The organism is Sphingosinicella ginsenosidimutans (assembly GCF_007995055.1).
GTDB lineage: Bacteria > Pseudomonadota > Alphaproteobacteria > Sphingomonadales > Sphingomonadaceae > Allosphingosinicella > Allosphingosinicella ginsenosidimutans.
The window spans coordinates 1,822,772-1,846,545 of the sequence record NZ_VOQQ01000001.1 but is presented as its reverse complement, the minus strand read 5'-3'; the positions used below and the strand labels follow the sequence as shown (position 1 = coordinate 1,846,545).

The following is a 23,774-nucleotide window of genomic DNA, read 5'->3' as shown; positions in this document are numbered from 1 at the left end:
TTTCGTTTGCGGCGATGGCCGAGGCCGGGGCCTAGCGGCCGTCGCTTCGGTTCCCGGTATCGTCCGCGCGGTCGCCGCGAAGCGCATTGCCGGCGGCATCGAGCCGGTTGCCGGTTTCATCGAGCGTGTTGCCGAAGGCGGCGGTCTGGTTGTCGAGCGCCTGCTGCGCCGCGGCGGCGGCGTTGGCGGTATCGGCGCTCAGCGCATTGGCGCTCTCCGAGATCGAGTTCTCGGTGCGCGCCATGTCGTTGGTCATCGAATCGGCCGTCTGCTGGCTGCATCCCGCGAGCGCGGCAAGGCCGGCGGTGGCGATCACGAGCAGTCTGGTCATGGCGGGTCCTTTCGGTCGCGTGTCAAGGCACAATGGCCGGGGCGAGCGGCTGTTCCACGCACGCCCCGAATGGCGCGCGGCACGAGGCCGGGAAAGCAGGAAAGTGGGGGTTTCTGTTGCCCGGCACCCCCAAGCCGCTGGAATCCGCTTCTGTTGCCCGGTGCGGCCCGACCGCGCTTTTGTCCTTAGTAACCTAGGCCGTGAGGCTTTGGTTACGCGGCAATCGCGAGCGCCTCGTTATCGTTGGCACTTGTGTGATGAGCCGTCACGGTGGCCCCTTCCGAGCGAAAGTCGGTGCTTTTCAACACACGTCGATCCTGGTTCGGCCCCATCAGCTGAGCCGCCCGGCCGGCCCGCGTCATGCGGGCTGGTCGCGCGGCTCGGCCCAGATGGTGGAGCCGCCGGGTACTGCCCCCGGGTCCGCTGTGCCTATTGCACACCGTCGTTTATCGCCATAGCCGGCCGAAACCGGCACACCCTATATAGGGAAATGGCGATTAATGTGAAGTGAGCGGCGCTCAGCCCCGCTTCTTCAATTCGTCCCGGATCTCGCGCAGCAGGACGATTTCGGCCGGATCGGCGGCCGGCGCCTCCTCCTTGCGGGCGATGATCTTGTTGGCCGCGCGCACCATCAGGAAGATGATGAAGGCGAGGATCAGGAAGTTGATCACCACCGTGATGAACTCGCCATAGCCGAAGACCGGCGCGCCGGCGGCCTTGAGCGCGCTGTAGCTGGTGAGCGAGCCGTGATAGCTTTCGGGGACATTGCCCAGGAGGATGAAATGGCTGGAGAAATCCAGCCCGCCGAAGATCGCGCCGACGACCGGCATGATGATGTCTTCGGTCAGCGACGTGGTGATCTTGCCGAAGGCGGCGCCGATGATGACGGCGACCGCGAGGTCAAGCACGTTGCCGCGCGCGATGAATTCCCGGAATTCCCTGAACATTCGTGCCTCCCGTTGCGGAGCGAGAAGCGAATGCTTACGTCCTTCCTGCTTGCCTTGCCAAGGGAGGGGTTCACCATGCGCCGCGGTCTCTACGCCGTTCTTGCCGCCCTCGTCGTCACCCTGTCGGCCTGCGGGATCAATTCGATCCCGACCGCCGAGGAAAATGCCAAGGCCAAGTGGGCCGAGGTCCAGAATCAGTATCAGCGCCGGGCCGATCTCGTCCCCAACCTCGTCGCGACCGTGCGCGCCGCGGCGACCCAGGAGCGCACCGTGCTTCGCGAGGTGACCGAGGCGCGCGCGAGCGCGAGCCGGATCACCGTCACGCCCGACCAGCTCACCGATCCGGCGGCGATGCAGCGTTATGCCGCCGCGCAGACCCAGCTGACGCTGACGCTCCAGCGGCTCCAGGAGGCCTATCCGGAGCTCCACACCAACGAGAATTTCCTCACCCTCCAATCGCAGCTGGAGGGAACGGAGAACCGGATCGCGGTCGCGCGCCGCGATTATAACGCCGCCGTCCAGGCCTATAATACCGAGATCCGCACCTTCCCCGCGGTGATCGGGGCCAAGGTCATCTACGGATCGCAGCCGATGCAGCCCTATCAGGCCGATGAGGCCGCCCAGCGCGCCCCAAGCGTCGCGGACGCCTTCGGCAACAATCAGTGACCGGCGCCGCCCGGGCGCTGCTCGCCGTCCTGCTGGCGCTGCTCCTCGCCGTGCCGGCGGCGGCGCAGGATTTTCCGCAGCTCACCGGCCGGGTCGTCGATCAGGCGAACCTGCTCAGCCCCGAGCAGGAAGCGGCACTGACGCAGAAGCTGGAGGCCCTGCAGCAGGCGACCTCGCGCCAGCTCGTCATCGTCACGGTGCCGACGATCGGCGACATGACGATCGAGGATTATGGCTACCAGATCGGCCGCCACTGGCAGATCGGGCAGAGCGAGGCGAATAACGGCGTCCTGCTGATCATCGCCTTGAATGAGCGCAAGGTCCGCATCGAGGTCGGCTACGGGCTCGGGGGCATCCTCACCGACGCGCTGTCGAGCCAGATCATCCGCGACGACATCGTCCCGCATTTCCACGACAACGACTATGCCGGCGGCATCGAGGCCGGGACCGACGCGATCATCGCCCAGCTCCAGGCGCCGCCGGAGCAGGCCGAGCAACGCGCGCTCGCCGCCCAGCAGGCGCAGCAACAGCAACGCGAGCGCGGCGGATCGATCGCCCCGATCCTGTTCTGGGTCGGCGTGATCCTGGTCATCCTGTTCATCTCCGCGGCCTCGCGGGGCGGCGGCCAGCGCTACCGGCGCGACGTTTCGGTCTGGGGCCCCGGCACGCCCTATCGCCACGACAATGCGGGCAGCGACATTGGCTGGTTCCTGCTCGGAATGGCGCTCAACAGCCTCGGCAATTCGGGCCGCCACGGCGGCGGTGGATCGTCCTGGGGCGGCGGCGGTGGTGGCGGCGGCGGCGGCTTTTCCGGCGGCGGCGGATCGTTCGGCGGCGGCGGCGCGTCGGGGGGATGGTGATGCGGCAGAGGCTGAGCGAGGCGGATCACGACCGCGTGACCGCGGCGGTTCAGGCCGCGGAGGCGAAGAGCGACGGCGAGATCGTCACCATCGTCGCGCCGCGATCCGACGCCTATCACGACGTCGCGCTTCATTATGCCGTGCTCCTGATGCTGCTCGTGCCGGCGGGCATCGCCCTGGTCCCGCAGGGCTGGATCGACTGGTGGACGACGCTGCTGCTCGGCTGGAACGCGCAGCCGACGCGGGGCGAGGTGATGCTTTTCGTGTTCGCGAAGCTCGCCGGCGCCTTCCTGATCGGCCGGCTCCTCTTCGCCTGGATGCCGCTCAGAATGGCCCTGACGCCGGGCGCGACCAAGACGCGGCGGGTGCGCCGCCGCGCGATCGACATGTTCCGTGTCACCTGCGAGCGGCGGACGCGCGGGCGCACCGGCGTGCTCCTCTATCTCTCGCTGCTCGAGCATCGCGCCGAGATCGTCGCCGACAAGGCGATCGCCGAAAAGACCGCGCCCGAGGATTGGGGCGAGGCGATGGCGGTGCTGATCGCCGAGGTGAAGGCGGGCCGGGCGGGCGAGGGCATGGCGCTTGCGGTCGAGAAGATCGGCGCCGTGCTGGCGCGCGTCATCCCTCCCGAGGCCGACAACCCCAACGAGCTGCCGGACAGCGTGGTCGAACTGTGAGCGCCGACCGCGACGCGCCCGAAGTGACCGTCTGGCAGGGCCGCTTCCTCGCGGCGAAGACGCGCGGCAAATGGGAATATGTCTCGCGAACGCGGGGAATCACCGCCGCGGTGATCCTGGCGATCGACGAAGGACATGTCCTCCTGGTCGAGCAATATCGCGTGCCGCTCGGGCGCAACTGCCTGGAACTCCCCGCCGGCCTGATCGGCGACGAGACCGAGGGCGAGGCGGCCGAGACCGCGGCGATCCGCGAGCTCGAGGAGGAAACCGGCTATCGCGCCGCGCGGATGATCGATCTCGGCCAGTTCCATTCCTCGCCCGGCCTGGCCTCGGAAGGCTTCACCTTGCTGCGCGCCGAAGGCTTGGAGAAGGTCGGCGCGGGCGGCGGCGTCGAGGGCGAGAACATCATCGTCCACCGCGTCGCGCTCACCGACGTCTCCGCCTTCGTCGCGCGGAAGCGCGCGGAAGGCTGCGCGATCGATGTGAAGCTGCTGCTGTTGCTGGCGGGCGACCTGCTGGCCTAGGGACGGTCCAGGCGCCGCCCTGCCAGGATCAGCGCGCCGACGATACTGGCGGCGAACAGCGCACCCTCAAGCGCGCCGGTGACGCACTGGGCGATGGGGCCGAAGCCGGCTTCGCCGAACAATGCGCCGAGCGAATCGAGCCGCAGACGCGCGCCGGGCATGCGATGAGCGAGGAGATCGAGGCTGCCGCCGAAGAGCCGGCCACCCATGAGCGGGATGAGCGCGCCCGCCGCTGCGCCGGTCAGGGCGGCGATCGCGAGGCGGCGGCGCAGCGATCCGCCAAAGCGCGCCGCAAGCCAGCCCGCGAGGCCGACCGCGCCGCCGAGCGCCGCGCCCTCGGCGCCACCGGTCACGTTGGCGGGCGACTGGCCGAGCAGCAGATTGAACGCGTCGAGCCCGAGCAGCTTGACGCCGCCGCCGATGACGAGCCCGCCAATTGCGCCGCCAGCGACGCTCCAGCGCCAGCCGCGCCCGGTCGCGACCGCCGCGCCGGCGATCCCGAACGCGACGCCGGCGCCGCCGACGAGCGCGACGAGGATCGTCACCCACAGCACCACCAGCAGCGCCGATAGCCCGCCCGCGCCCGCCTGCCCGCTCGCCGCCGCGAAGCCGTAGAGCAGGCCGCCGATCGCCCCGGCCACGCCTCCGCCGAGCGTTCCCGCACCGCCGAGGAGAAGCAGGCGCCGGAGGCCGGAGCCGGCGACGGGAGCCGGCGCGGACGCTTCGCCCTGCGCGCGCACCGGGGCGATGAACCGATAGCCGTGCTTGGGCACCGTTTCGATGAAACGCGGCCGCGCGGCATCGTCGCCGAGCTGGCGGCGGAGCGCGCGGACGCATTGGGTCAGCGCCTCGTCGGTCACCGGCACGCCGCGCCAGACCTCGGCCATGAAGCGATCCTTCGAGATCAGGATGCCGGGCTCTCGCGCCAGCAGGGCGAGCGCGTCGAAATAGCGGCTGTTGAGCTCGACCGGCTCCCCGGAGCGCCACAGCCGGCGCTGGGCCGGATCAAGGACGAAATCGCCGAAGGCGAGGCTGACCGGCATCATGTTTCAGCAAAACCTCAGACTCTGCTCATGCCTTTCACCGCCGGCCAGCGCAGCACGACGCCCTCTTTCATGCACAAGGGACATCGATATGGCAAAGGAAGCGGAGCCGGGCGCGGGCGGCTGGATCAATCCGTGGCGCGTGGTCGGGTGGGGTTTGGCGGGGGCGCTGCTGCTCCTGCCGGCGGTTGCGATGCGGTTCACGAGCGAGGTGCGCTGGACCGCGAGCGATTTCGTGGTCGCGGGCGCGATCATCGGCGGCATCGGCGTCGCCTTCGAATTCCTCGCGCGGCGGGCGCGGGACAATGCGTACCGGATGGGCGCGGCGGCGGCGCTTGGCGCGGCTTTCCTGCTGATCTGGATCAACCTCGCGGTCGGCATCATCGGCAGCGAGGACAATCCGCTGAACCTGGTCTATGCGGGCGTCCTGCTGCTCGCGCTCGGCGGGGCGATCGGCGCCGGGTTCGAGGCCGGCGGGATGGCGCGGGCGATGACGGCCGCGGCGGCGGCGCAGGCGCTCGTCACCGTCCCTGCCGCCATCGCGGGACGCGACGAGCCGCCGGGGACGATCGGCCTCATCGTGCTGAACGGATTCTTCGTCGGCCTGTTCGCGCTCGCGGCCTGGCTGTTCCGCCGGGCTCAGCGGAAATTGTCGGCGTAGGCCTGGATCTTGAGCTTCGGCTGCGCGGGGGGGACGACATGAACCTCGATCCCCTCGCGCTCGGCATAGGCCCTCGCCGCCTCGAGAGTCGGGAAGGTCAGCCGGACCTGCTGCACCGTATCGGCGCCGCCGGCCCAGCCGGTCAGCGGATCGGGGCGCTGCGGCGCGGACGATTCGAACTCGAGCACCCACTGGCCGGCCGTGGCCTTGCCCGACTGCATCGCATTCTTCTGGCGCTGATAGATCCGTGCGGCGGCCATGCTGGACTCCTCGCCGCCGCCACTGCCTCATTCTCACAGCGCTTTCAAGGGAGGCCATGGCCGGCGCGCGCGAGCACTAGCCGCTTTCGGCTCCCCCCTCTATCAGGCGGCGGATGGCGCGCGATGGGGACACAGGCGGGATCAGCCGGCGCACGTTGCTGATCGGCGGCGGCGCGGGAATCGGGCTTGCGCTGGCCTGGGCGGCGTGGCCGCGCAGCTATCGCCCCAATCTCCAGGCCGGCCCGGGCGAGCAGCTGTTCAACGCCTTCCTGAAGATCGGCCGGGACGGGCGGATCATCGTCGCGGTGCCGCAGGCGGAAGCGGGCCAGGGCGTCTATACCAGCCTGCCGCAAATCCTTGCCGACGAGCTCGGCGCGGACTGGCGAACCGTCGCGGTCGAGCCGGCGCCGATCAACCCGCTCTATGCCAATCTCGTTCTGGCCGAGGAGGCGGCGGCGGCGAGCGCCCTTCCCTCCACCTTCGGGATCGATCGCTGGACGGCGCGCGAATATGCGACGCGCGGCGCGCTGATGGCGACCGGCGGATCGACGTCGGTCCGGATGTTCGAGGCGCCGCTTCGCGAAGCCGGGGCGGCGGCGCGCGCGCTCTTGTGCATGGCGGCGGCCGAGCGATGGGGCGGCGACTGGCGCGCGCTCGACGCCCATGGCGGCTTCGTGTGGCGCGGCGGCGAGCGCATCGCCTTCGCCGAGCTTGCCGAAGCGGCCGCGGGCGGGACCGTTCCCGACGACCTGCCGATGCGCGGCGATGTCGAGAACCGGCTTGCCGGGCAGCCGCTGCCGAGGCTCGACACCCCGTCGAAGATCGACGGCAGCGCGATGTTCGCGGGCGACGTGCGCCTCCCCGGCATGGTCTATGCGAGCGTCCGCATGGCGCCGCGCGGCGGCCGGCTGATCGGGCTCGACCGCGATGCGGGCCGCGCGGTGTTCGGCGCGCTCGAACTGTTCGAGAATCCCGGCTGGGTCGGCGTCGCGGCGGTCAACGGCTGGGCCGCCGGCAAGGCGATCGATGCGATGAACCCGCGCTTCGAAGGCCCGGCCGATGCGCCGTCGAGCGCCGACATCGCCGGAATGCTCGATCGCGCGCTCGATTCCGGTTCGGCCTCCCGCGCATTCCGACAGGGCGCGATCGACGAGGACCAGGCCGGATCGAGCCCGGTTTCGCAGGCCTATCGGATCGCGCCGATGCCGAGCGCCGCCGTCGAGCCGCTGACCGCGACCGCGCGGCTGACCGGCGACCGGCTCGAAATCTGGGCGCCCGTCATGGCGCCGGAACTGGCCCGCGCCGCCGCCGCGCGCGCGGCCGGGCTGCGCGAGGGGCAGATCACGCTCTATCCCACCCTCGTCGGCGGCGGTTACGGCCGCAAGCTGGAGACCGCGGCGGTCGAGCAGGCCGCGATCATGGCGATGCGGCTCGGCAGGCCCGTCCAGCTCTCCTGGCCCCGGATCAGCGAGATCCAGCGCGACACGTTCGGCCCGCCGGCCGCCGCCGTGATGACCGCCTTCATGGTCCAGGGCCGGATCGCCGGCTGGCGCGCGCAGATCGCGATGCCGGACGCAGGGGCGCAGACAGCGACGCGGCTTGGGACGAGCCCGACCTTCTTCTCGCCGGGCGGGGCGCCGGCGGCCGGCGCAGTCCCGCCTTATGGCATCGCCAATATCGAGGTGGACCATGTGGCCGCGGATGTCGGCCTCGATCTCGGCATCCAGCGCGGCGGCACGCACGTCCACGGCTGCTATTTCACCGAATGTTTCCTCGACGAGATCGCCCGCGCCGCCGGCGTCGAGCCGTTCAGTTTCCGGATGCAGATGCTCGGCGACAATCCCAGGCTCGCCCGGGTGCTGTCCACCGCAACCGCGATCGGCGGGTGGGACGGCGGCGCGGCCGGCGGCGGCATGGGCATCGCCTGCCACGCGGCCTATGGATCCTATGTGGCGACACTGGTCGAAATCGAGCTGACCCGCGAGCAGCGCATCCGCGTGCTCCGCGCCGTCTGCGCCGTCGATTGCGGCCGGATCGTGAACCCGGAGATCGTGAAGCAGCAGATCGAAGGCGGCCTGATCCACGGCATCGCCTGCGCGACGGGACGTCCGCTCGGCTTCGCGCACGGCATCCCCGCGATCCGCGCGTTCGGCGATTATGATCTGCCGCGGCTCGCCGATGCGCCCGACATCGCGGTCGAACTGATCGAGAGCGAAGATGATCCCGGCGGCGTCACCGAGCTTGCCGTGCCGACCGCCGCGCCGGCCATCGCCAATGCCTATCACGCGCTCAGCGGCCGGCGGATCCGGAGCCTGCCGATCGAGATCGGGGCGGCATCGTGACCCGGCCCGTCGATCATCCCGCCGTCCCGGCCCCGAAGATCGGGGTGCTCCTCATCAATCTCGGCACGCCCAATGCGCCGGAGCCGGGCGCGGTGCGGCTCTATCTGCGCGAATTCCTCTCCGATCCGCGCGTCGTCGAGATCCCGCAGCTGGTGTGGAAGCCGATCCTGCACGGCATCATCCTGCGCACGCGGCCGGCGAAATCGGCCCATGCCTATCGGCAGGTGTGGATGGAGGAGGGCTCGCCGCTCGCCGTCCACACGGCGCGGATCGCCGCAGCGCTTGCCGACAGCTTCGGGCCGGAGGCGATCGTCGATCATGCGATGCGCTATGGCCAGCCGGCCATCGCCGAGCGGATCGACGCGCTGTTCGCGATGGGCTGCACCCGGCTGCTGATCGCGCCGCTCTACCCGCAATATTGCGGGGCGACGACGGCGACCGCGCTCGACGAGGCGTTCCGGCACCTCAGGCACATGCGCTGGCTGCCGGCGGTGCGGACGCTGGACCCCTATCATGACGATCCGGCCTATATCGGCGCGCTCGCGCAATCGGTGCGCGCCTCGATCGCCGCGCTGCCCTTCGCGCCGGACGCGATCGTCGCGAGCTTCCACGGAATGCCGCAGCGCACGCTGGAGCTGGGCGATCCCTATCACTGCCATTGCCGCAAGACCGCGCGGCTTCTCTCCGAGGCCCTGGGCCGCGAGCTGATCGTCGCCTTCCAGTCGCGATTCGGCCGGGCGAAATGGCTGGCGCCGGCGACGGACGAGGTGCTCGCGGGTCTCCCGGCCAAGGGCGTGGGCAAGGTCGCGATCCTCGCCCCGGGCTTCGCCGCCGATTGCGTCGAGACGCTGGAGGAGCTCGACATACGCGGCCGCAAGACCTTCCTCGACGCCGGCGGGAGTGATTTCGCCTATCTGCCCTGCCTCAACGATTCCCGGCCCGGCGTGGAGATGCTTCGCACCCTCGTCGGCCGCGCGCTTGAAGGATGGCGCCCGGATCAATAAGCCTGAGCCATAAACAGAGCAGGAGTGGATGATGGCACGGGTCGCAATCGTTACCGGAGGATCGCGCGGCATCGGCGAGGCGATCAGCATCGCGCTCAGGGACGCGGGCGTCACCGTCGCCGCCAATTATGCCGGCAATGACGAAAAGGCCCACGCCTTCACCAGCCGCACCGGCATCAAGACCTACAAATGGGATGTCGCCGATTTCGACGCCTGCGTCGCGAAGGTCGCCGAGATCGAGGCCGATCTCGGCCCCGTCGACATCCTCGTCAACAATGCCGGCATCACCCGGGACGGCACGATGAAGCGGATGACCCATGAGGCCTGGGCCCATGTGATCGACGTCAATCTCGGCGGCTGCTTCAACATGGCCAAGGCGGTGTGGGACGGGATGAACGCCCGCAAATATGGCCGCATCGTCAACATCGGATCGATCAACGGCCAGGCCGGCCAATATGGCCAGGTCAATTATGCGGCGGCCAAGTCCGGCATTCACGGCTTCACCAAGGCGCTCGCCCAGGAAGGCGCGCGGGCCGGCATCACCGTCAACGCGATCGCGCCCGGCTATATCGACACCGACATGGTCGCCGCCGTGCCGGCCGACGTGCTGGAGAAGATCGTCGCGAAAATCCCGGTGGGCCGGCTCGGCCGCGCCGAGGAAATCGCCCGCGGCGTGCTGTTCCTCACCGGCGAGGATGCGGGCTTCGTCACCGGATCGACCCTGTCGATCAACGGCGGCCAGCACATGTATTGAGGCGATGGGGCCGGTCAAACGCTCGGTGATGATCGCAGGCCACGCGACGTCGATCAGCCTGGAGCCGGTCTTCTGGGAAGCGCTTCGCGACGCGGCGGCGGCCGAGGGGCTGCCGCTCAATGCGCTGGTGGCGCGGATCGACGCCGAGCGGGTGGCGGCCGAAAGCCCGGCCAATCTCGCCAGCGCGATCCGCGTCTGGCTGTTCGAGAGAAAGTAGATCCTCCCCGTCCGCCTAGCGGATGGGGGGCCGCGCGGAGAGCGGTGGCGGGGCCTGCTGACTCCGAAAGCCCCTCCACCGGCTTTCAGCCGGCCCCCCTCCCCATCGCCTGCGGCGACAGTGAGGATTGAGCCTTATCTCGCCAGCAGCGCCCGCGCCTGGGTCGCGATCTGGGCCAGCATCGGGACCGTGATCGCCGGCGCGGTGCGGGCGCGGGAGACAGTGTGGCGGAACTGCTCGATGCGCGGCGCCTGATCGGCGATCCACGCCTCGACCGACGCGGCGGGATCGCCGCCGCCGCGCTGGTCGATGAAATCGAGCCGCAGCTGCTCGAAATCGCGCGAGAGCCCAGCCGTCAGCAGGCGCTCCCACTGGTCGGTGGGCTGGAAATGCTTGGCCGCATTATGCGCCCAATCCAGCCCCAGGACCTCGCCGAGCCGTGAATAGGCCTTGGTGAGCATGATCTCGTCGAGCTTGCGGCGGCGCGCCAGCAGGGCGAGGCCGACCGCACCGTCGAGCTCGAACAGGCGCGCGATTCGATCGGCGATCCCCCGCGGCGCGCCGGCGGCATCGAGCCGGGCGCGCAGGCCCGCGGCATCCGCCCGCGGCTCCGGCCGCAGCAGCTCGTCGAGCGCGCCCTGGAGCCGGGCGAGGCCGGGGGCGAGCTCGGCGACGATCGCGCCGGGCTTGGCGCCGGCCGGAATGGAGCGCAGGAGATCGGCGACGTGGAGCTGAAGGCCGGTCGCGGCCTCGCCGAACAGGGTGAGCCGGACCTGTTCGTCGACATTGGCCTTTTCGATGTCGGCCCACAACGCGCTCATGTCGAACAGGCGCTCGGCGGCGACGAAGGCGGCGGCGGCCTGGCCGAAGGATGCCCCTTCCTCCTCGGTCAACGCGAAGGGCGCGATGATTCCGAGCCGGTTGACGAGGCGATTGGCGATCTTGGTCGCGATGATCTCGCTCTTCAGCCGATGCTGAAGGATCGCCTCGCGATGCCCCTCCTGCATCGCCTTCGGGAAGGCGGCGAGCAGCTCGGGCTCCAGCGTCGGATCGTCGGTGAAGCCCGATTGCTCGATCGCCGCCTGCAGCCGCATCTTCGTCGTCGAGAGCAGGACGGCGAGCTCCGGCCGGGTGAGACCGCGATTCTGCTGGGCGCGGCGGAGCAGGTCCTCGTTGCTCTCCAGCCCCTCGACGGCGCGGTTGAGCCGGCCGCTTTCCTCGAGCAGCTCGATGACGCGCACCATCTGCGGCAGCGCGGCCGCGCCGCCACGCTCGGCGATCGACAAGGCCAATGTCTGGAGCCGGTTATCCTCCAGCACCAGATCGGCGACCTCGTCGGTCATCGCCGCGAGCAGCAGGTTGCGCGCCTCGAAATCGAGCCGCCCTTCGAGCATCTCGCGGTTGAGCGGGATCTTGATGTTGACCTCGTTGTCCGAACAATCGACGCCGGCCGAATTGTCGATGAAGTCGGTATTGTTGCGCCCGCCCATTTCGGCGAATTCGATGCGGCCGGCCTGGGTGATGGCGAGGTTCGCGCCCTCCCCGATCGCCCTGGCGCCGACATCCGCGGCGTCGACGCGGATGGCGTCGTTGCCGGGATCGCCGACATCCGCATGGCTCTCGCTCGACGCCTTGATGTAGGTGCCGATGCCGCCGAACCAGAGCAGATCGACCCGCGCCTTGAGGATCGCCTGGATCACCCGCGCGGGCTCCGCCTCCGCCGCGTCGATGCCGAGCAGCGCGCGGACCTCTCTTGAAAGCGGAATCGATTTCTGGCTGCGCGGGAAGACGCCGCCGCCTTTCGAGATCAGCTTCGGATCGTAATCCGCCCAGCTGGAGCGCGGCAGATTGAACATCCGCTTGCGCTCCTTCCAGCTCGTCGCCGGATCGGGATCGGGATCAAGGAAGATGTGGCGATGATCGAAGGCGGCGACCAGCTTGATCGCCTTCGACAGCAGCATGCCGTTGCCGAACACGTCGCCGGACATGTCGCCGACGCCGGCGACGCGGATCGTGTCCTTCTGGACATCGATCCCGAGCTCCCTGAAATGGCGCTGGACGGAGACCCACGCGCCCTTGGCCGTGATGCCCATGGCCTTGTGGTCATAGCCATAGCTGCCGCCGCTCGCGAAGGCATCGCCGAGCCAGAACTTGCGATCGGTCGCGATCTGGTTGGCGACGTCGGAGAAGGTCGCCGTGCCCTTGTCGGCGGCGACGACGAAATAGGGATCGTCCCCGTCGCGGATCACGACCTTGGGCGGATGGACGACCTTGTTGGCGACGATATTGTCGGTGACGGAAAGGAGCGCGCGGATGAAGATGCGGTAGCTTTCCGTGCCTTCGGCCAGCCAGGCGTCGCGATCCGACGCCGGCGGCAGCTGCTTGGGATAGAAGCCGCCCTTGGCGCCGGTCGGGACGATGACGGCGTTCTTGACGAGCTGCGCCTTCATCAGGCCGAGGATTTCGGTGCGGAAATCGTCGCGCCGGTCGGACCAGCGAAGACCGCCGCGAGCGATCGGTCCGCCGCGCAGGTGGATGCCCTCGATGCGCGGCGAATAGACCCAGATCTCGCGCCACGGCCGCGGCGCGGGAAGGTTCGGGACGGCGGCGGAATCGAGCTTGAAGGCGAGCGCTTCCTCGGCGGCCGGCGAAAAGGCGTTGGTCCGCAAGGTCGCCGCGACGACGCCGCGAAGGAGACGCAGGATCCGGTCCTCGTCGATCGCGGCGACGCTCGTCAGCCCCTTGTCGATGCGCTTCTCGGCGGCCTGGACGGCCTCGTCGCGCGGCGCCGCGAGCGCCGGATCGTGCATCGCGGCGAAGAGGGAGATGAGGCCGCGCGCGACATCCGGCGCCTTGCGAAGCGCCTCGACCACGGTCGCGAGGCCATAGGACTGGCCGGTCTGGCGCAGATAACGGAACCAGGCGCGCAGCAGCACGACCCCTTCCGGATCGAGCGCGACCGAGACGATGAGCTGGTTGAACGCGTCATTTTCGGCGCGCATTTCGAGCACGGCCGCGATCGCCGCCTCGATCACCGAGGCGCGGGCCATCACCGCGCCGGCATCCGATCCGTCGGCGGTGGCGACGTGGAATTCGTGGATGTTGCTCTCGCCCCCCTCGCCTTCGAGCTTGGTCGGCGTTTCCTTGAGCACGCGGAAGCCGAAATTCTCCAGCACCGGAACGACATCGGACAGGGGAATGAGGCCGCCATGGCGGTAGATCTTCATCCGGATCTGGCTCTCCGGATCGATCGGCAGGCGATAGAGGCGGACCGAGCGCGCCCGTTCGTTGGGGAGGAGATCGAGCCGGACGATATCGTCCGCCGCGTCCTCCGCCGGGTAGCGCGAGCGATAGGGCGGCGGAAAGCTGTTCGCGTGCTGAAGCGTGAGGCGCGCCGCGCGATTGGCGCCGACCAGATGGTTGAGCCGCGCTTCCACCGCAGGCGCCCAGCCGCGCACCATCGCATCGAGCTGGGCATCGAGCGCCGCCCGGTCCGGCGTCGGCTGCTTGGCCGAGACCGCATAGGTGTAGCGAAGCAAGGCGAGGTCGCCGTCGCCGAGATCGACCGACCAGGCGGTCTGGCGGCCCTTCGCCGCCGTGCCGATCATCTCCCCGATCTCGACCCGCCGGCGGGTGGTGAGCTCGTCGCGCGGGAGCCAGACGAAAGCGAAGAGATGCCCCTTGAGGATCGAGCGGACGAGCACCAGCGTCGGGCGCGGCCGATCGGCCAGCGACATGGCGGTGACGACGAGCGTGCGCACCGAATCGGTGTCGAGATTGATGAGCAGATCGTGCGGCAGCGAAGTCATCGCGTGCCGCAGCGCCTTGCCGCTATGCCCGGCCGGATCGAAACCGAAGCCGGCCTCCAGCTCGGCGAGGCGGCGGCGCAGCAACGGCACGTCCTCGACCGGCGCGTTGAGCGCCTGGCTGGTCCACAGGCCGACATGGACGCCGACGCCGGTGATGCGGCCATTCTCGCGCACGGGCACGCAGACCAGATCGAGCGGGACATGGCGATGGACCGGCGACTTGCGATCGGCCTTGGCCATCAGCGGAATCTCGCCGCCCTTTTCGAAATAGCGGATCGCGCCTTCGCTTCCGCCCTCGTCGGTCGGATCGCCGGGCAGGCTGAAAATGCCGAGCGTCTCGCTCGCCGGCTGATCCGGCCGTTCGACCTCGAAACCGAGCAGGGTCATCGCGCCGCCGGCGAACCATTCGAGCAGCGCGCGGCCTTCGTCATCGTCGAGCGCCGCCGCATCGGCGCGCATCCGCGCCTGCATCGCCGGCCAGTCCCGCACCGCGGCGCGGACCGAATCGAGCACGGTCCGCAATTCGGCCGCAAGCTCGGTGCGTACCTTGGCATCGGCGCGGTCGACCTCGATATACATGATCGATTCGCGGACCGATCCCTCGCCATCGCCGACATCGACGAGCGCGCCCTTCGCGTCGCGCCGGATCGGCAGGACGGGGTGGAGCAGCCGGTGGATGACGAGCCCGCGCGCCGAGATGGCCGCGGCGACCGAATCGACCAGGAACGGCATGTTGTCGTTGGCGACGCACAGGCGCATCCCGCGCTCGCCGAGGCGGGTGCCGGTCGTTTCGATCTTCACCACCGGCGTGCCGTTCGGCCGTCGCTCGCAGGCGGTCGCGACGAAGGCCGCCGCCGCGCGCCGGTCGTCGTCCGTGAAACCGTCCAGCTCGCCCGGCAGGGCGCCGTGGCAGAGGGCGACGACGAGCTTCTCCACCAGGCGCTGACGAGCAGCGTCCCCCGCGACCTTGTTCTGCGAATTCATTCAATGGCCTCCCGGCGCTCTCTCCACCGGCGGAAACGGGGTCCGTCGTGGTCGCGGCTATAGCGCCGCCCTTTGCGCCGGAGCAAGGCCGGTGGACGGGCCGGGCAAGCCGCTTGGATCAGTCGACTTCGACCGCGCCGCGCATCCCGAAGGCGGCATGAAGCGGGTGGGTGCAGCGCAGGTCGTAATGGCCGGCGGCCGGGGCGACGAGGTGGATGTCCACGGTCCCGTGGCCCGGCACCTCGACCGCGCCGCGGCGGATCCGCGCCGCATCGGCCGGCGCGACCGTCGCCGCGGCGAAGAATTGCGGCGCGGAGAAATTGTGCCCGCCATTGCCGGTGTTGACGAGCCTGAGATCGACCGACCGGCCATGCGGCACGCGCACCGCCGACGGATCGAAGCTGAAGCTCGACAGGTGGACCTCGACCGTCAGGGCATCGCCGGCATCGGGCTGTGCCGCCGCCGGCGCGGCGAGAACGAGGATGAGCGGAAGGAAGGATTTGAGGCGCATGTCGGTCTCCTGTCACCGCCCACGGGCTGGCGCCGGATATAGGGCCGCGACATGGCCGCGCAAAGGGCAGGCCGCTTACGCCGTCTTGCGGATCGCCTGTTCGACGAGGCGGCGATCCGCCACCGGGGCGACGAGCGCGAGGCCCGCGCCGGTGCGCCGCGCGACCATCAGGACGAACTCCTCCTCGCCCGGAAGCTGGACCGGAACCTCGGCGATCGGCGGCGCGGCGCGCAGCCGGGCGCGGCTCTCGGCGAGCGGATCGGCCTTGGCCGCCGGGCGGCGATGGGCGCGTTCCGCAGCGACGATGCCCTTGAGGCCGCCGGGAAAGGATTCGAGGTGATCGGCGAGGCTGCCCACGACGATCCCTTCGCGCTCTGCCCAGGAAAGGGCGGCGGCGAATTCGGTGAGGCGCGTCTTGTCATAGTCCGCGCCGAAGACGAGCTTCACGACCGGGGTCATCGGCGCGCGGGCCTGCGCCTTGATCCCGGCATCTTCGAGCAGCTCGGCATAATCGTCCGGCGCGGCGGCGGCCGCGCGGGCGAAGGCATAGGCATCGTCGAGGGCCCGATACAGGGCGGCGCGGCTGCGGCGATCGGCGCCGAGCGCGAGCGACGCGCTTTCGCGGGCATGCCCGAGCCGGTCGGCCAGCCCGGCATCGGCATCGAGCGCGGCCGGCACGGCATCGCCCTCGACCTCCTCGGGCCAGAGGCTGAGCGTCAGCCCGGCTTCCTCCGAAAGCGCCGGCAAGGCCGGCTCGTCCTCGAGATGCGCCGTCGGGCCGTCGGCCCAGACCGGGCTTTCGCTCGGCGCCGGGGCGGCGGCGACCGACTGGCCGACCTCGATCGCGAGCGCATCGGTCGTCTCGTTGTCGGCGATGACCTTCCAGTTGATCACGCCATAGACGAAATCGATCTCCTCGCCGTTCGACGAGAGCGGCATCAGGATGCCGCGATAGAGCGTCGGACGGCCGTGAAGGCCGATGAACTCGGCCTCGAAGCCGATCGGCGCGCGATTGGCGATGATCTGGAGGTAATGATCGGTGAGCCGCGACAGGAGCGAGCGCCCGGGCACCTCGCTGATCCGCTCGATCGACCGGTCGAGCTCGCATTCGCTGCGCAGCGCATGGCCGAGAAAGGCGACCGCGGGATCCTCCGGATCGGCGGAGAAATCGAGCAGGACGCTGTTCGGCCCGAAATCCTCCAGGCTCTGCGGATCGACATCCTGGATGGACGGGAACGGGCGATCGCCGAGCAGGGAGACCCAGTAATTGTAGGCGCGAACATGCATGCGCCGCTCGTCCACGCCGATTTCGGGCGGCCGCTCGGGCGCGGGCTCGTCGTCACCTTGCCAGGCGGCTGGCGCGTCCTCTTCAAAACCCCGCAAGCTGTCCATCGATGGGCGTTCCCCGGCACGCGCGTTTGAGTGGGCGCCAAGGTGCACCCGAGCGGTTGAGATATGGTTAAGGACGCGCGAACCGGCGGCACGCTTGTCTTTCGCCGGACCCGCTGATAATGGCGCGCTTCCCGAACGCCGGGCCGCTTTAGCTCAGCCGGTAGAGCACATCATTCGTAATGATGGGGTCGTCAGTTCGAGTCTGACAAGCGGCACCACCTTCGATACCTTCCTCCCCGCGCATTTGGGATGCGCCCGCTTCCGGCGCGCCGCGCGCCGTCTCAGGCGCGGCGGTTCTTGAGCGCGACCGAGACGAGGATCAGCAGGAAGGCGGCGAGGCGCAGGAGGAAGAGGCCGCTCCGTTCCTCGACCGGGATGTCGGTCAGCGTCATCACCGCCTGCGATGCGCCGAGCAGCCAGAAGGCGCAGGCGAAGGCGAGAAACAGGCCTTCGCGGGTCCGCGACCAGAAGCGCAGGAAGAACAGTCCGGCGGCGACATATCCCATCGCGACCGCGCCGGAGAGGAAGGCGTAGATGGTCGCCATGTCAGTCCTCCGAACCATCCCAGATGAAGCCGAACAGAAGCACGCCGACGGCGCCCAGCGAGGTGAGCGTGCGCCACACGCGGAAATCGGTGTCCGGGAAGATAAGCAGATCGAGAATGACGATGAAATTGTTGCACGACAGGAAGAAGAAGCAGAGCGCGCTCCACATCAGCATCCGCATCCGCGTGCGCAGATAGTTGCGCGCGAGCAGGACCGCGCAGGCCGCGCTGGTCAGGAAGCACAGCAGATAGACGATCGTCGGAAAGACCTCTCCCACGCCTCAGTCCTTCCTCAGCCTGAATGCGTCGGCAAAGGCCGACACGCTCGGATTGGCGGCGGTGACGATCAGGCGCCGCACCGCATCGGGGCTCCTGGCGTAGCGCGCCTCGGCGTCAGCGGCGAGGCGGTCGAGATCGTCGGACACGGGGGCGTAGCGGATCGACCCGTCGGATTCCGAGAGGACAAGGCCGGCCGCCGTCAGTGATTCGACGCTTTGCGAAACCACCAGATCGCTCCCCCGCAACCGCGCGACCATCTCCTCATGGGTGAGGCCGCGGCCGCGATTCTGCCTCAGCAGGCAGAGCAGTTCCAGCGCCCAGACGGAACGGAAGGTCGAGCGGATGAACGTAGAAAGAGCGTCGGAAGACATGAAAGCGCGGTGAAAATCCCTTCTCCGGCCCCGGATTTCGCATGGATCGAACTTGCCCCGCCCCTTTTGTAGCCAGCGGGCGCCGCGCGATGCAACCCATGGCCCCCGATTAGCCCCCGCGCATTTTTGGTGACTCGTTTACCGATGTTGTTGATATGGTGGCTCGGATAGGACCGAGATCTGCATCGGATTCGGGCGGGGGGCCGCACGAAGGAGCGATGTGTGAACGACTTGGCCGCGCGTACTTTCCTCGATCGTCGAGAGCTTCTTGCCGCGCTCCGCAACCTGCGACGCGGCGATTTTTCGGTGCGCCTCCCCGAAGACCTGCCCGGCCAGGACGGTGAGATCGCCAGGCTCTTCAACGAGGTCGTCACCCTCGAACAGCAGATGACCGACGAGTTCGAGCGGCTGTCGGTCGTGGTCGGCAAGGAAGGCAAGATCAGCCAGCGCGGACGGGTGCGCGGCGCGACCGGGGGCTGGGAAGCCAAGCTGCGATCGATGAACGAGCTGATCGAGGACATGGCGCAGCCGACCGCGGAGGTCGCGCGCGTGATCGGCGCGGTCGCCAAGGGCGATCTTTCGCAGGCGATGACGGTCGAGATCGACGGGCGCCCGCTGCGCGGCGAATTCCTGCGGATCGGCAAGATCGTCAACACGATGGTGGAGCAGCTCGCCTCCTTCGCCTCGGAGGTCACGCGCGTCGCGCGCGAGGTCGGCACGGAAGGAAAGCTGGGCGGGCAGGCGAATGTGAAGGGCGTCGCCGGCACCTGGAAGGACCTCACCGACAACGTCAACCTGATGGCGGCGAACCTGACCGGGCAGGTCCGCAACATCGCCGAAGTGACGACCGCCGTCGCCTCGGGCGATCTATCGAAGAAGATCACCGTCGAGGTGAAGGGCGAGATCCTGGAGCTCAAGAACACCATCAACACGATGGTGGACCAGCTCAATTCGTTCGCATCGGAAGTCACCCGCGTCGCGCGCGAAGTGGGCACCGAGGGCAAGCTCGGCGGCCAGGCGCAGGTCCCCGGCGTCGCCGGCACCTGGGCCGACCTCACCGACAATGTGAACCTGATGGCGGCGAACCTGACCGGCCAGGTCCGCAACATCGCGGACGTCACCACGGCGGTCGCGCGGGGCGACCTTTCGAAGAAGATCACCGTCGACGTGAAGGGCGAGATCCTGGAGCTCAAGAACACCATCAACACGATGGTGGACCAGCTCAATTCGTTCGCATCGGAAGTCACGCGCGTCGCCCGCGAAGTCGGCACCGAGGGCAAGCTGGGCGGCCAGGCGCAGGTTCCTGGCGTCGCCGGCACCTGGGCCGACCTCACCGACAATGTGAACCTGATGGCGGCGAACCTGACCGGCCAGGTCCGCAACATCGCCGAGGTGACCACAGCGGTGGCGCGCGGCGATCTTTCCAAGAAGATCACCGTCGACGTGAAGGGCGAGATCCTGGAGCTCAAGGACACCATCAACGTGATGGTGGACCAGCTCAACTCGTTCGCCAGCGAGGTGACGCGCGTCGCCCGCGAAGTGGGCACCGAAGGAAAGCTGGGCGGGCAGGCGCAGGTGCCCGGCGTCGCCGGCACCTGGGCCGATCTTACCGACAATGTGAACCTGATGGCCGCGAACCTGACGGGCCAGGTCCGCAACATCGCCGACGTGACGACGGCGGTCGCGCGCGGCGATCTTTCGAAGAAGATCACTGTCGACGTGAAGGGCGAGATCCTGGAGCTCAAGGACACCATCAACGTCATGGTGGACCAGCTGAACGCCTTTGCATCGGAGGTGACCCGCGTCGCCCGCGAGGTCGGATCGGAGGGCAAGCTCGGCGGGCAGGCGCAGGTCGAGGGCGTCGGCGGCACGTGGAAGGACCTGACCGACAACGTCAACCTGATGGCCGGCAATCTGACGGGCCAGGTCCGCAACATCGCCGAGGTGACGACCGCCGTCGCAAGGGGCGACCTTTCGAAGAAGATCACCGTCGATGTGAAGGGCGAGATCCTCGAGCTCAAGAACACCATCAACGTCATGGTGGATCAGCTCAACAGCTTCGCCTCCGAAGTCACCCGCGTGGCGCGCGAGGTGGGTTCGGAAGGAAAGCTCGGCGGGCAGGCGCAGGTGGAGGGCGTCGGCGGCACCTGGAAGGACCTGACCGACAATGTGAACGCGATGGCGGCGAACCTCACCGGCCAGGTCCGCAATATCGCCGAGGTCACGACCGCGGTGGCGCTTGGCGACCTTTCGAAGAAGATCACCGTCGACGTGAAGGGCGAGATCCTGGAGCTCAAGAACACCATCAACACGATGGTGGACCAGCTCAACTCGTTCGCGTCCGAGGTGACTCGCGTCGCCCGCGAGGTCGGCACCGAAGGAAAGCTCGGCGGCCAGGCGCAGGTGCGCGGCGTCGCGGGAACCTGGGCCGACCTCACCGACAACGTCAACCTGATGGCCGACAATCTGACCGGCCAGGTCCGCAACATCGCGGAGGTGACGACCGCGGTGGCGCGCGGCGATCTTTCCAAGAAGATCACCGTCGACGTGAAGGGCGAAATCCTCGAGCTCAAGAACACCATCAACGTGATGGTGGACCAGCTCAATTCATTCGCGAGCGAGGTGACGCGCGTCGCCCGCGAGGTCGGCACCGAAGGAAAGCTCGGCGGCCAGGCGCAGGTGCCCGGCGTCGGCGGGACCTGGAAGGACCTGACCGACAACGTCAACCTGATGGCGACCAACCTGACCAACCAGGTGCGCGGCATCGCCGACGTCGTGACCGCGGTCGCGCAGGGCAATCTGAAGCGCAAGCTGACCGTGGACGCGAAGGGCGAGATCGCGGCGCTGGCCGAGACGATCAACTTCATGATCGATACGCTGTCGGCATTCGGCGACCAGGTCACCAACATGGCCCGCGAGGTCGGCATCGAGGGCAAATTGGGCGGCCAGGCCCGCGTGCCCGGCGCCGCGGGCCTGTGGCGCGATCTCACCGATAACGTGAACGAGCTTGCGGCGAATCTCACCAATCAGGTGCGCTCGATCGCCGAAGTGGCGACCGCGGTGACCAAGGGCGATCTCACGAGATCGATCGCCGTCGAGGCGTCGGGCGAGATGGCGGCGCTCAAGGACAATATCAACGAGATGATCCGCAACCTCAAGGATCAGACGCTGAAGAATGCCGAGCAGGACTGGCTCAAGACCAACCTCGCGCGTTTCTCCCGGATGCTTCAGGGCGAGCGCGACCTCGCGACCGTGTCCAACCTCATCATGTCGGAGCTCGCGCCGCTGGTGAACGCCCAATATGGCGTCTTCTACGTCACCAAGCGCGAGGAAGAGGAAACCCGCCTGGAGCTCGTCGCCAGCTATGGCGCGGAAAGCCACGAGGCGCTGAAGCGTGAATTCGCACTGCGCGAGGGCCTGGTCGGCCAGGCCGCCGCCGACAAGCGGCCGATCCTGCTGAAGAACGTGCCGGGAGACTTCATCCGCATCGGATCCGGCCTCGGCGACGCCGCGCCGGCGAACATCGCCATCCTGCCGGCCCTGTTCGAGGACGACGTCAAGGCCGTGATCGAGCTGGCCTCGTTCGGCGCGTTCAACGAGACGCACCACAGCTTCCTCGACCAGCTGATGGAATCGATCGGCATCGTGCTCAACACGATCGCCGCGACGATGCGCACCGAAGGCCTGCTTGCCCAGTCGCAGCTCCTGACCCAGGAGCTGCAGGCGCGGCAGACCGAGCTCACCACCAAGCAGGAAGAGCTGCACGCCACCAACGAGGAGCTGCAGGAAAAGGCCCAGCTGCTCGAGAACGAGAAGCGCCAGGTCGAGGCGAAGAATCTCGAGATCGACATGGCGCGGCGGGCGATCGAGGAGAAGGCGGAGCAGCTCGCGCTCACCTCCAAGTACAAGTCGGAATTCCTTGCCAACATGAGCCACGAGCTTCGCACGCCGCTCAACTCGCTGCTGATCCTCTCGAAGCTGCTGGCCGACAACCCGCAGGGCAATCTCAACGAGAAGCAGACCGAATTCGCCCGCACAATCCACTCGGCCGGATCGGACCTGCTGAGCCTCATCAACGACATCCTCGATCTGTCGAAGATCGAATCGGGGACGATCTCGATCGAGACCGGCGACATGCCGCTGATCGCGCTGAAGCAGCATATGGAGCGGACCTTCCGTCAGCTCGCCGCCGACAAGGGCCTCAACTTCGAGGTCCAGTTCGACGCCAACCTGCCGGAGACGATCCGCACCGACGAAAAGCGGCTCCAGCAGGTCGTGCTCAACCTCCTGTCCAACGCATTCAAGTTCACCGCGAACGGCAGCGTCACGCTCGCGGCGCGGATCGCCAAGGGCGGGTGGAGCACCAACCATCCGGTGCTCAAGACCGCCGAGCATGTGATCGAGATCGCGGTCACCGATACCGGAATCGGCATCCCCGAGGACAAGCAGAAGCTGATCTTCGAAGCCTTCCAGCAGGCCGATGCGACGACCAGCCGGAAGTTCGGAGGAACCGGGCTCGGCCTGTCGATCAGCCGGGAGATCGCCCGCCTGCTCGGCGGCGAACTGAACGTGCGCTCAAAGCTGGGCGAGGGATCGACCTTTACCCTGTTCGTCCCGATCGAGGCGGCCGCGATCGCCGCACCGGCGGGCGCCACGACCGCGCGCTACGAAAATGGCGGGGCGGCGGTGCCCTCGGCGCTTCCGGCCACGCTTGAGGTGAGCGACGACCGGGACAATCTCGGCAACGACCCGTTCGTGCTGATCGTTGAGGACGACGTGGCCTTCGCCTCCGTCCTGCTCGACATCGCGCGCGCCGCCGGCCTCAAGGGCGTGGTCTCGACCGCCGGCGCCGGCACGCTCGCCATGGCGCGCAAGCTCAGGCCCGATGCGATCACCCTCGATCTCGGCCTCGACGACATCAACGGCTTCGTCCTGCTCGACCTGCTGAAGCACGATGCCGAGGCCGGGCAGATCCCGGTCGTGGTCGTGTCCGGCGCCGACAAGGTCGACACCGCCGCGAGCCTCGGCGCGACCGAGATCATCTCCAAGCCGGTCGCCGCCGAAACGCTGACGGCGATCTTCGAGCGGATCCTGCGCGCCGCCACGACGCCGCGGCGGCGGGCCAAGCCGCCTGTCGAGGACTCCGCGACACCGCGCGCGCCCCAGGTGCCGGAGCTCGAAGGCACGAAGATCCTCATCGTCGACGACGACATCCGCAACATCTACTCGCTGACCAGCGTGCTCGAAAATTACGGCGTCGAGGTGCTTCACGCCGAGCGCGGCAAGGACGGCATCCTGATCCTCGACCAGACGCCGGGGATCGATGCGGCGCTGATCGACATCATGATGCCGGAAATGGACGGCTACGAGACGATGCGGCAGATCCGCGAGCGCGCCGCGCTGTCCGACGTGCCGCTGATCGCCGTCACCGCCAAGGCGATGAAGGGCGATCGCCAGAAATGCCTCGATGCCGGCGCGTCCGATTATATCGCCAAGCCGGTCGACATCGAGCTGCTCCTCGCCCTGCTGCGCGTGTGGATCGCGCGGTCCCGCGGCGAGGCGGCGAGCATTGCCCAGCCGCTGCTGGCGCTGGACTGA

At 68.5% G+C, this 23,774-nt stretch carries 20 protein-coding genes, 1 tRNA gene and 1 other RNA gene; 11 read left to right on the top strand and 11 right to left on the bottom strand.

Annotated features, from left to right (window positions below; all coding sequences use genetic code 11):
• Nucleotides 1–31: 31 nt before the first annotated feature.
• From FRZ32_RS09340 to mscL, 3 genes are all read right to left on the bottom strand, one after another.
• Entirely contained in the window at nucleotides 32–331 is a 300-nt protein-coding gene (locus FRZ32_RS09340) for a hypothetical protein (RefSeq protein ID WP_147043248.1), read from the bottom strand.
• Between the two features lie 139 nt (nucleotides 332–470).
• Nucleotides 471–842, bottom strand: a transfer-messenger RNA (tmRNA) gene (ssrA, locus tag FRZ32_RS09335).
• Between the two features lie 7 nt (nucleotides 843–849).
• Entirely contained in the window at nucleotides 850–1,278 is a 429-nt protein-coding gene (mscL, locus tag FRZ32_RS09330) for a large conductance mechanosensitive channel protein MscL (RefSeq protein ID WP_147043247.1), read from the bottom strand.
• Nucleotides 1,279–1,353: 75 nt separating this feature from the next.
• Between mscL and FRZ32_RS09325 the strand changes: the two genes are divergently transcribed.
• From FRZ32_RS09325 to FRZ32_RS09310, 4 genes are read left to right on the top strand one after another with little or no spacing between them, the layout of a single operon-like run.
• Entirely contained in the window at nucleotides 1,354–1,944 is a 591-nt protein-coding gene (locus FRZ32_RS09325; RefSeq protein WP_147043246.1) for a LemA family protein, read from the top strand.
• Nucleotides 1,941–2,804: a TPM domain-containing protein gene (locus tag FRZ32_RS09320; protein WP_192901888.1), complete on the top strand. Its 864-nt coding sequence runs from the start codon at nucleotides 1,941–1,943 to the stop codon at nucleotides 2,802–2,804. The genes FRZ32_RS09325 and FRZ32_RS09320 overlap by 4 nt, the downstream gene beginning before the upstream one ends.
• Complete coding sequence (locus tag FRZ32_RS09315; protein ID WP_147043245.1) at nucleotides 2,804–3,481, top strand: TPM domain-containing protein; 678 nt, start codon at nucleotides 2,804–2,806, stop codon at nucleotides 3,479–3,481. The genes FRZ32_RS09320 and FRZ32_RS09315 overlap by 1 nt, the downstream gene beginning before the upstream one ends.
• Nucleotides 3,478–4,005, top strand: a complete 528-nt coding sequence (locus tag FRZ32_RS09310) for an NUDIX hydrolase (protein ID WP_147043244.1) — start codon at nucleotides 3,478–3,480, stop codon at nucleotides 4,003–4,005. Before FRZ32_RS09315 ends, FRZ32_RS09310 begins: the two co-directional genes overlap by 4 nt.
• Here FRZ32_RS09310 and FRZ32_RS09305 read toward each other — a convergent pair.
• Entirely contained in the window at nucleotides 4,002–5,051 is a 1,050-nt protein-coding gene (locus FRZ32_RS09305) for a winged helix-turn-helix domain-containing protein (RefSeq protein WP_147043243.1), read from the bottom strand. The two genes, FRZ32_RS09310 and FRZ32_RS09305, sit on opposite strands and share 4 nt — an antisense overlap.
• Nucleotides 5,052–5,139: 88 nt before the next feature.
• On the opposite strand from FRZ32_RS09305, the gene FRZ32_RS09300 reads away from it, so the two are divergent.
• Entirely contained in the window at nucleotides 5,140–5,709 is a 570-nt protein-coding gene (locus FRZ32_RS09300) for a hypothetical protein (RefSeq protein WP_205008255.1), read from the top strand.
• On the opposite strand, the gene FRZ32_RS09295 is transcribed toward FRZ32_RS09300, so the two are convergent.
• Nucleotides 5,688–5,969 (bottom strand): ETC complex I subunit, encoded by a 282-nt coding sequence (locus FRZ32_RS09295; RefSeq protein WP_147043242.1) that lies wholly within the window; start codon nucleotides 5,967–5,969, stop codon nucleotides 5,688–5,690. The genes FRZ32_RS09300 and FRZ32_RS09295 overlap by 22 nt on opposite strands.
• A gap of 113 nt (nucleotides 5,970–6,082) precedes the next feature.
• On the opposite strand from FRZ32_RS09295, the gene FRZ32_RS09290 reads away from it, so the two are divergent.
• From FRZ32_RS09290 to FRZ32_RS09275, 4 genes are read left to right on the top strand one after another with little or no spacing between them, the layout of a single operon-like run.
• On the top strand, nucleotides 6,083–8,311 hold the full coding sequence (locus tag FRZ32_RS09290; protein ID WP_147043241.1) for a molybdopterin cofactor-binding domain-containing protein: 2,229 nt from the start codon (nucleotides 6,083–6,085) through the stop codon (nucleotides 8,309–8,311).
• Entirely contained in the window at nucleotides 8,308–9,315 is a 1,008-nt protein-coding gene (gene hemH, locus FRZ32_RS09285; RefSeq protein WP_147043240.1) for a ferrochelatase, read from the top strand. The genes FRZ32_RS09290 and hemH overlap by 4 nt, the downstream gene beginning before the upstream one ends.
• A gap of 31 nt (nucleotides 9,316–9,346) precedes the next feature.
• On the top strand, nucleotides 9,347–10,069 hold the full coding sequence (phbB, locus tag FRZ32_RS09280; protein WP_147043239.1) for an acetoacetyl-CoA reductase: 723 nt from the start codon (nucleotides 9,347–9,349) through the stop codon (nucleotides 10,067–10,069).
• A gap of 4 nt (nucleotides 10,070–10,073) precedes the next feature.
• Nucleotides 10,074–10,286 carry a ribbon-helix-helix domain-containing protein gene (locus tag FRZ32_RS09275; RefSeq protein ID WP_147043238.1) on the top strand — a complete coding sequence of 71 codons (213 nt, stop codon included), beginning with the start codon at nucleotides 10,074–10,076 and terminating at the stop codon, nucleotides 10,284–10,286.
• Nucleotides 10,287–10,420: 134 nt separating this feature from the next.
• On the opposite strand, the gene FRZ32_RS09270 is transcribed toward FRZ32_RS09275, so the two are convergent.
• From FRZ32_RS09270 to FRZ32_RS09260, 3 genes are all read right to left on the bottom strand, one after another.
• Nucleotides 10,421–15,079: an NAD-glutamate dehydrogenase gene (locus tag FRZ32_RS09270; RefSeq protein ID WP_147043237.1), complete on the bottom strand. Its 4,659-nt coding sequence runs from the start codon at nucleotides 15,077–15,079 to the stop codon at nucleotides 10,421–10,423.
• Between the two features lie 118 nt (nucleotides 15,080–15,197).
• Nucleotides 15,198–15,590, bottom strand: a complete 393-nt coding sequence (locus FRZ32_RS09265) for a cupredoxin domain-containing protein (protein WP_147043236.1) — start codon at nucleotides 15,588–15,590, stop codon at nucleotides 15,198–15,200.
• A gap of 75 nt (nucleotides 15,591–15,665) precedes the next feature.
• Nucleotides 15,666–16,982 (bottom strand): PAS domain-containing protein, encoded by a 1,317-nt coding sequence (locus tag FRZ32_RS09260; RefSeq protein ID WP_147043235.1) that lies wholly within the window; start codon nucleotides 16,980–16,982, stop codon nucleotides 15,666–15,668.
• 142 nt (nucleotides 16,983–17,124) lie between these two features.
• On the opposite strand from FRZ32_RS09260, the gene FRZ32_RS09255 reads away from it, so the two are divergent.
• Nucleotides 17,125–17,200 (top strand) — tRNA-Thr (locus FRZ32_RS09255).
• A gap of 63 nt (nucleotides 17,201–17,263) precedes the next feature.
• Here FRZ32_RS09255 and FRZ32_RS09250 read toward each other — a convergent pair.
• Genes FRZ32_RS09250 through FRZ32_RS09240 form a run of 3 tightly spaced genes read right to left on the bottom strand, consistent with a single transcriptional unit; the run spans nucleotide 17,264 to nucleotide 18,176 of the window.
• Complete coding sequence (locus FRZ32_RS09250; protein ID WP_147043234.1) at nucleotides 17,264–17,527, bottom strand: DUF5985 family protein; 264 nt, start codon at nucleotides 17,525–17,527, stop codon at nucleotides 17,264–17,266.
• 1 nt (nucleotide 17,528) lies between these two features.
• A complete protein-coding gene (locus FRZ32_RS09245; RefSeq protein ID WP_205008254.1) occupies nucleotides 17,529–17,804 on the bottom strand; it encodes a DUF5985 family protein in 276 nt (91 codons plus the stop codon).
• A gap of 3 nt (nucleotides 17,805–17,807) precedes the next feature.
• Entirely contained in the window at nucleotides 17,808–18,176 is a 369-nt protein-coding gene (locus tag FRZ32_RS09240) for a hypothetical protein (RefSeq protein ID WP_147043233.1), read from the bottom strand.
• Nucleotides 18,177–18,398: 222 nt separating this feature from the next.
• Here FRZ32_RS09240 and FRZ32_RS09235 point away from each other — a divergent pair, with 222 nt between their 5' ends.
• The gene (locus FRZ32_RS09235; protein ID WP_147043232.1) at nucleotides 18,399–23,774 is read left to right on the top strand and encodes a HAMP domain-containing protein; all 5,376 of its coding nucleotides are present in this window, start codon (nucleotides 18,399–18,401) and stop codon (nucleotides 23,772–23,774) included.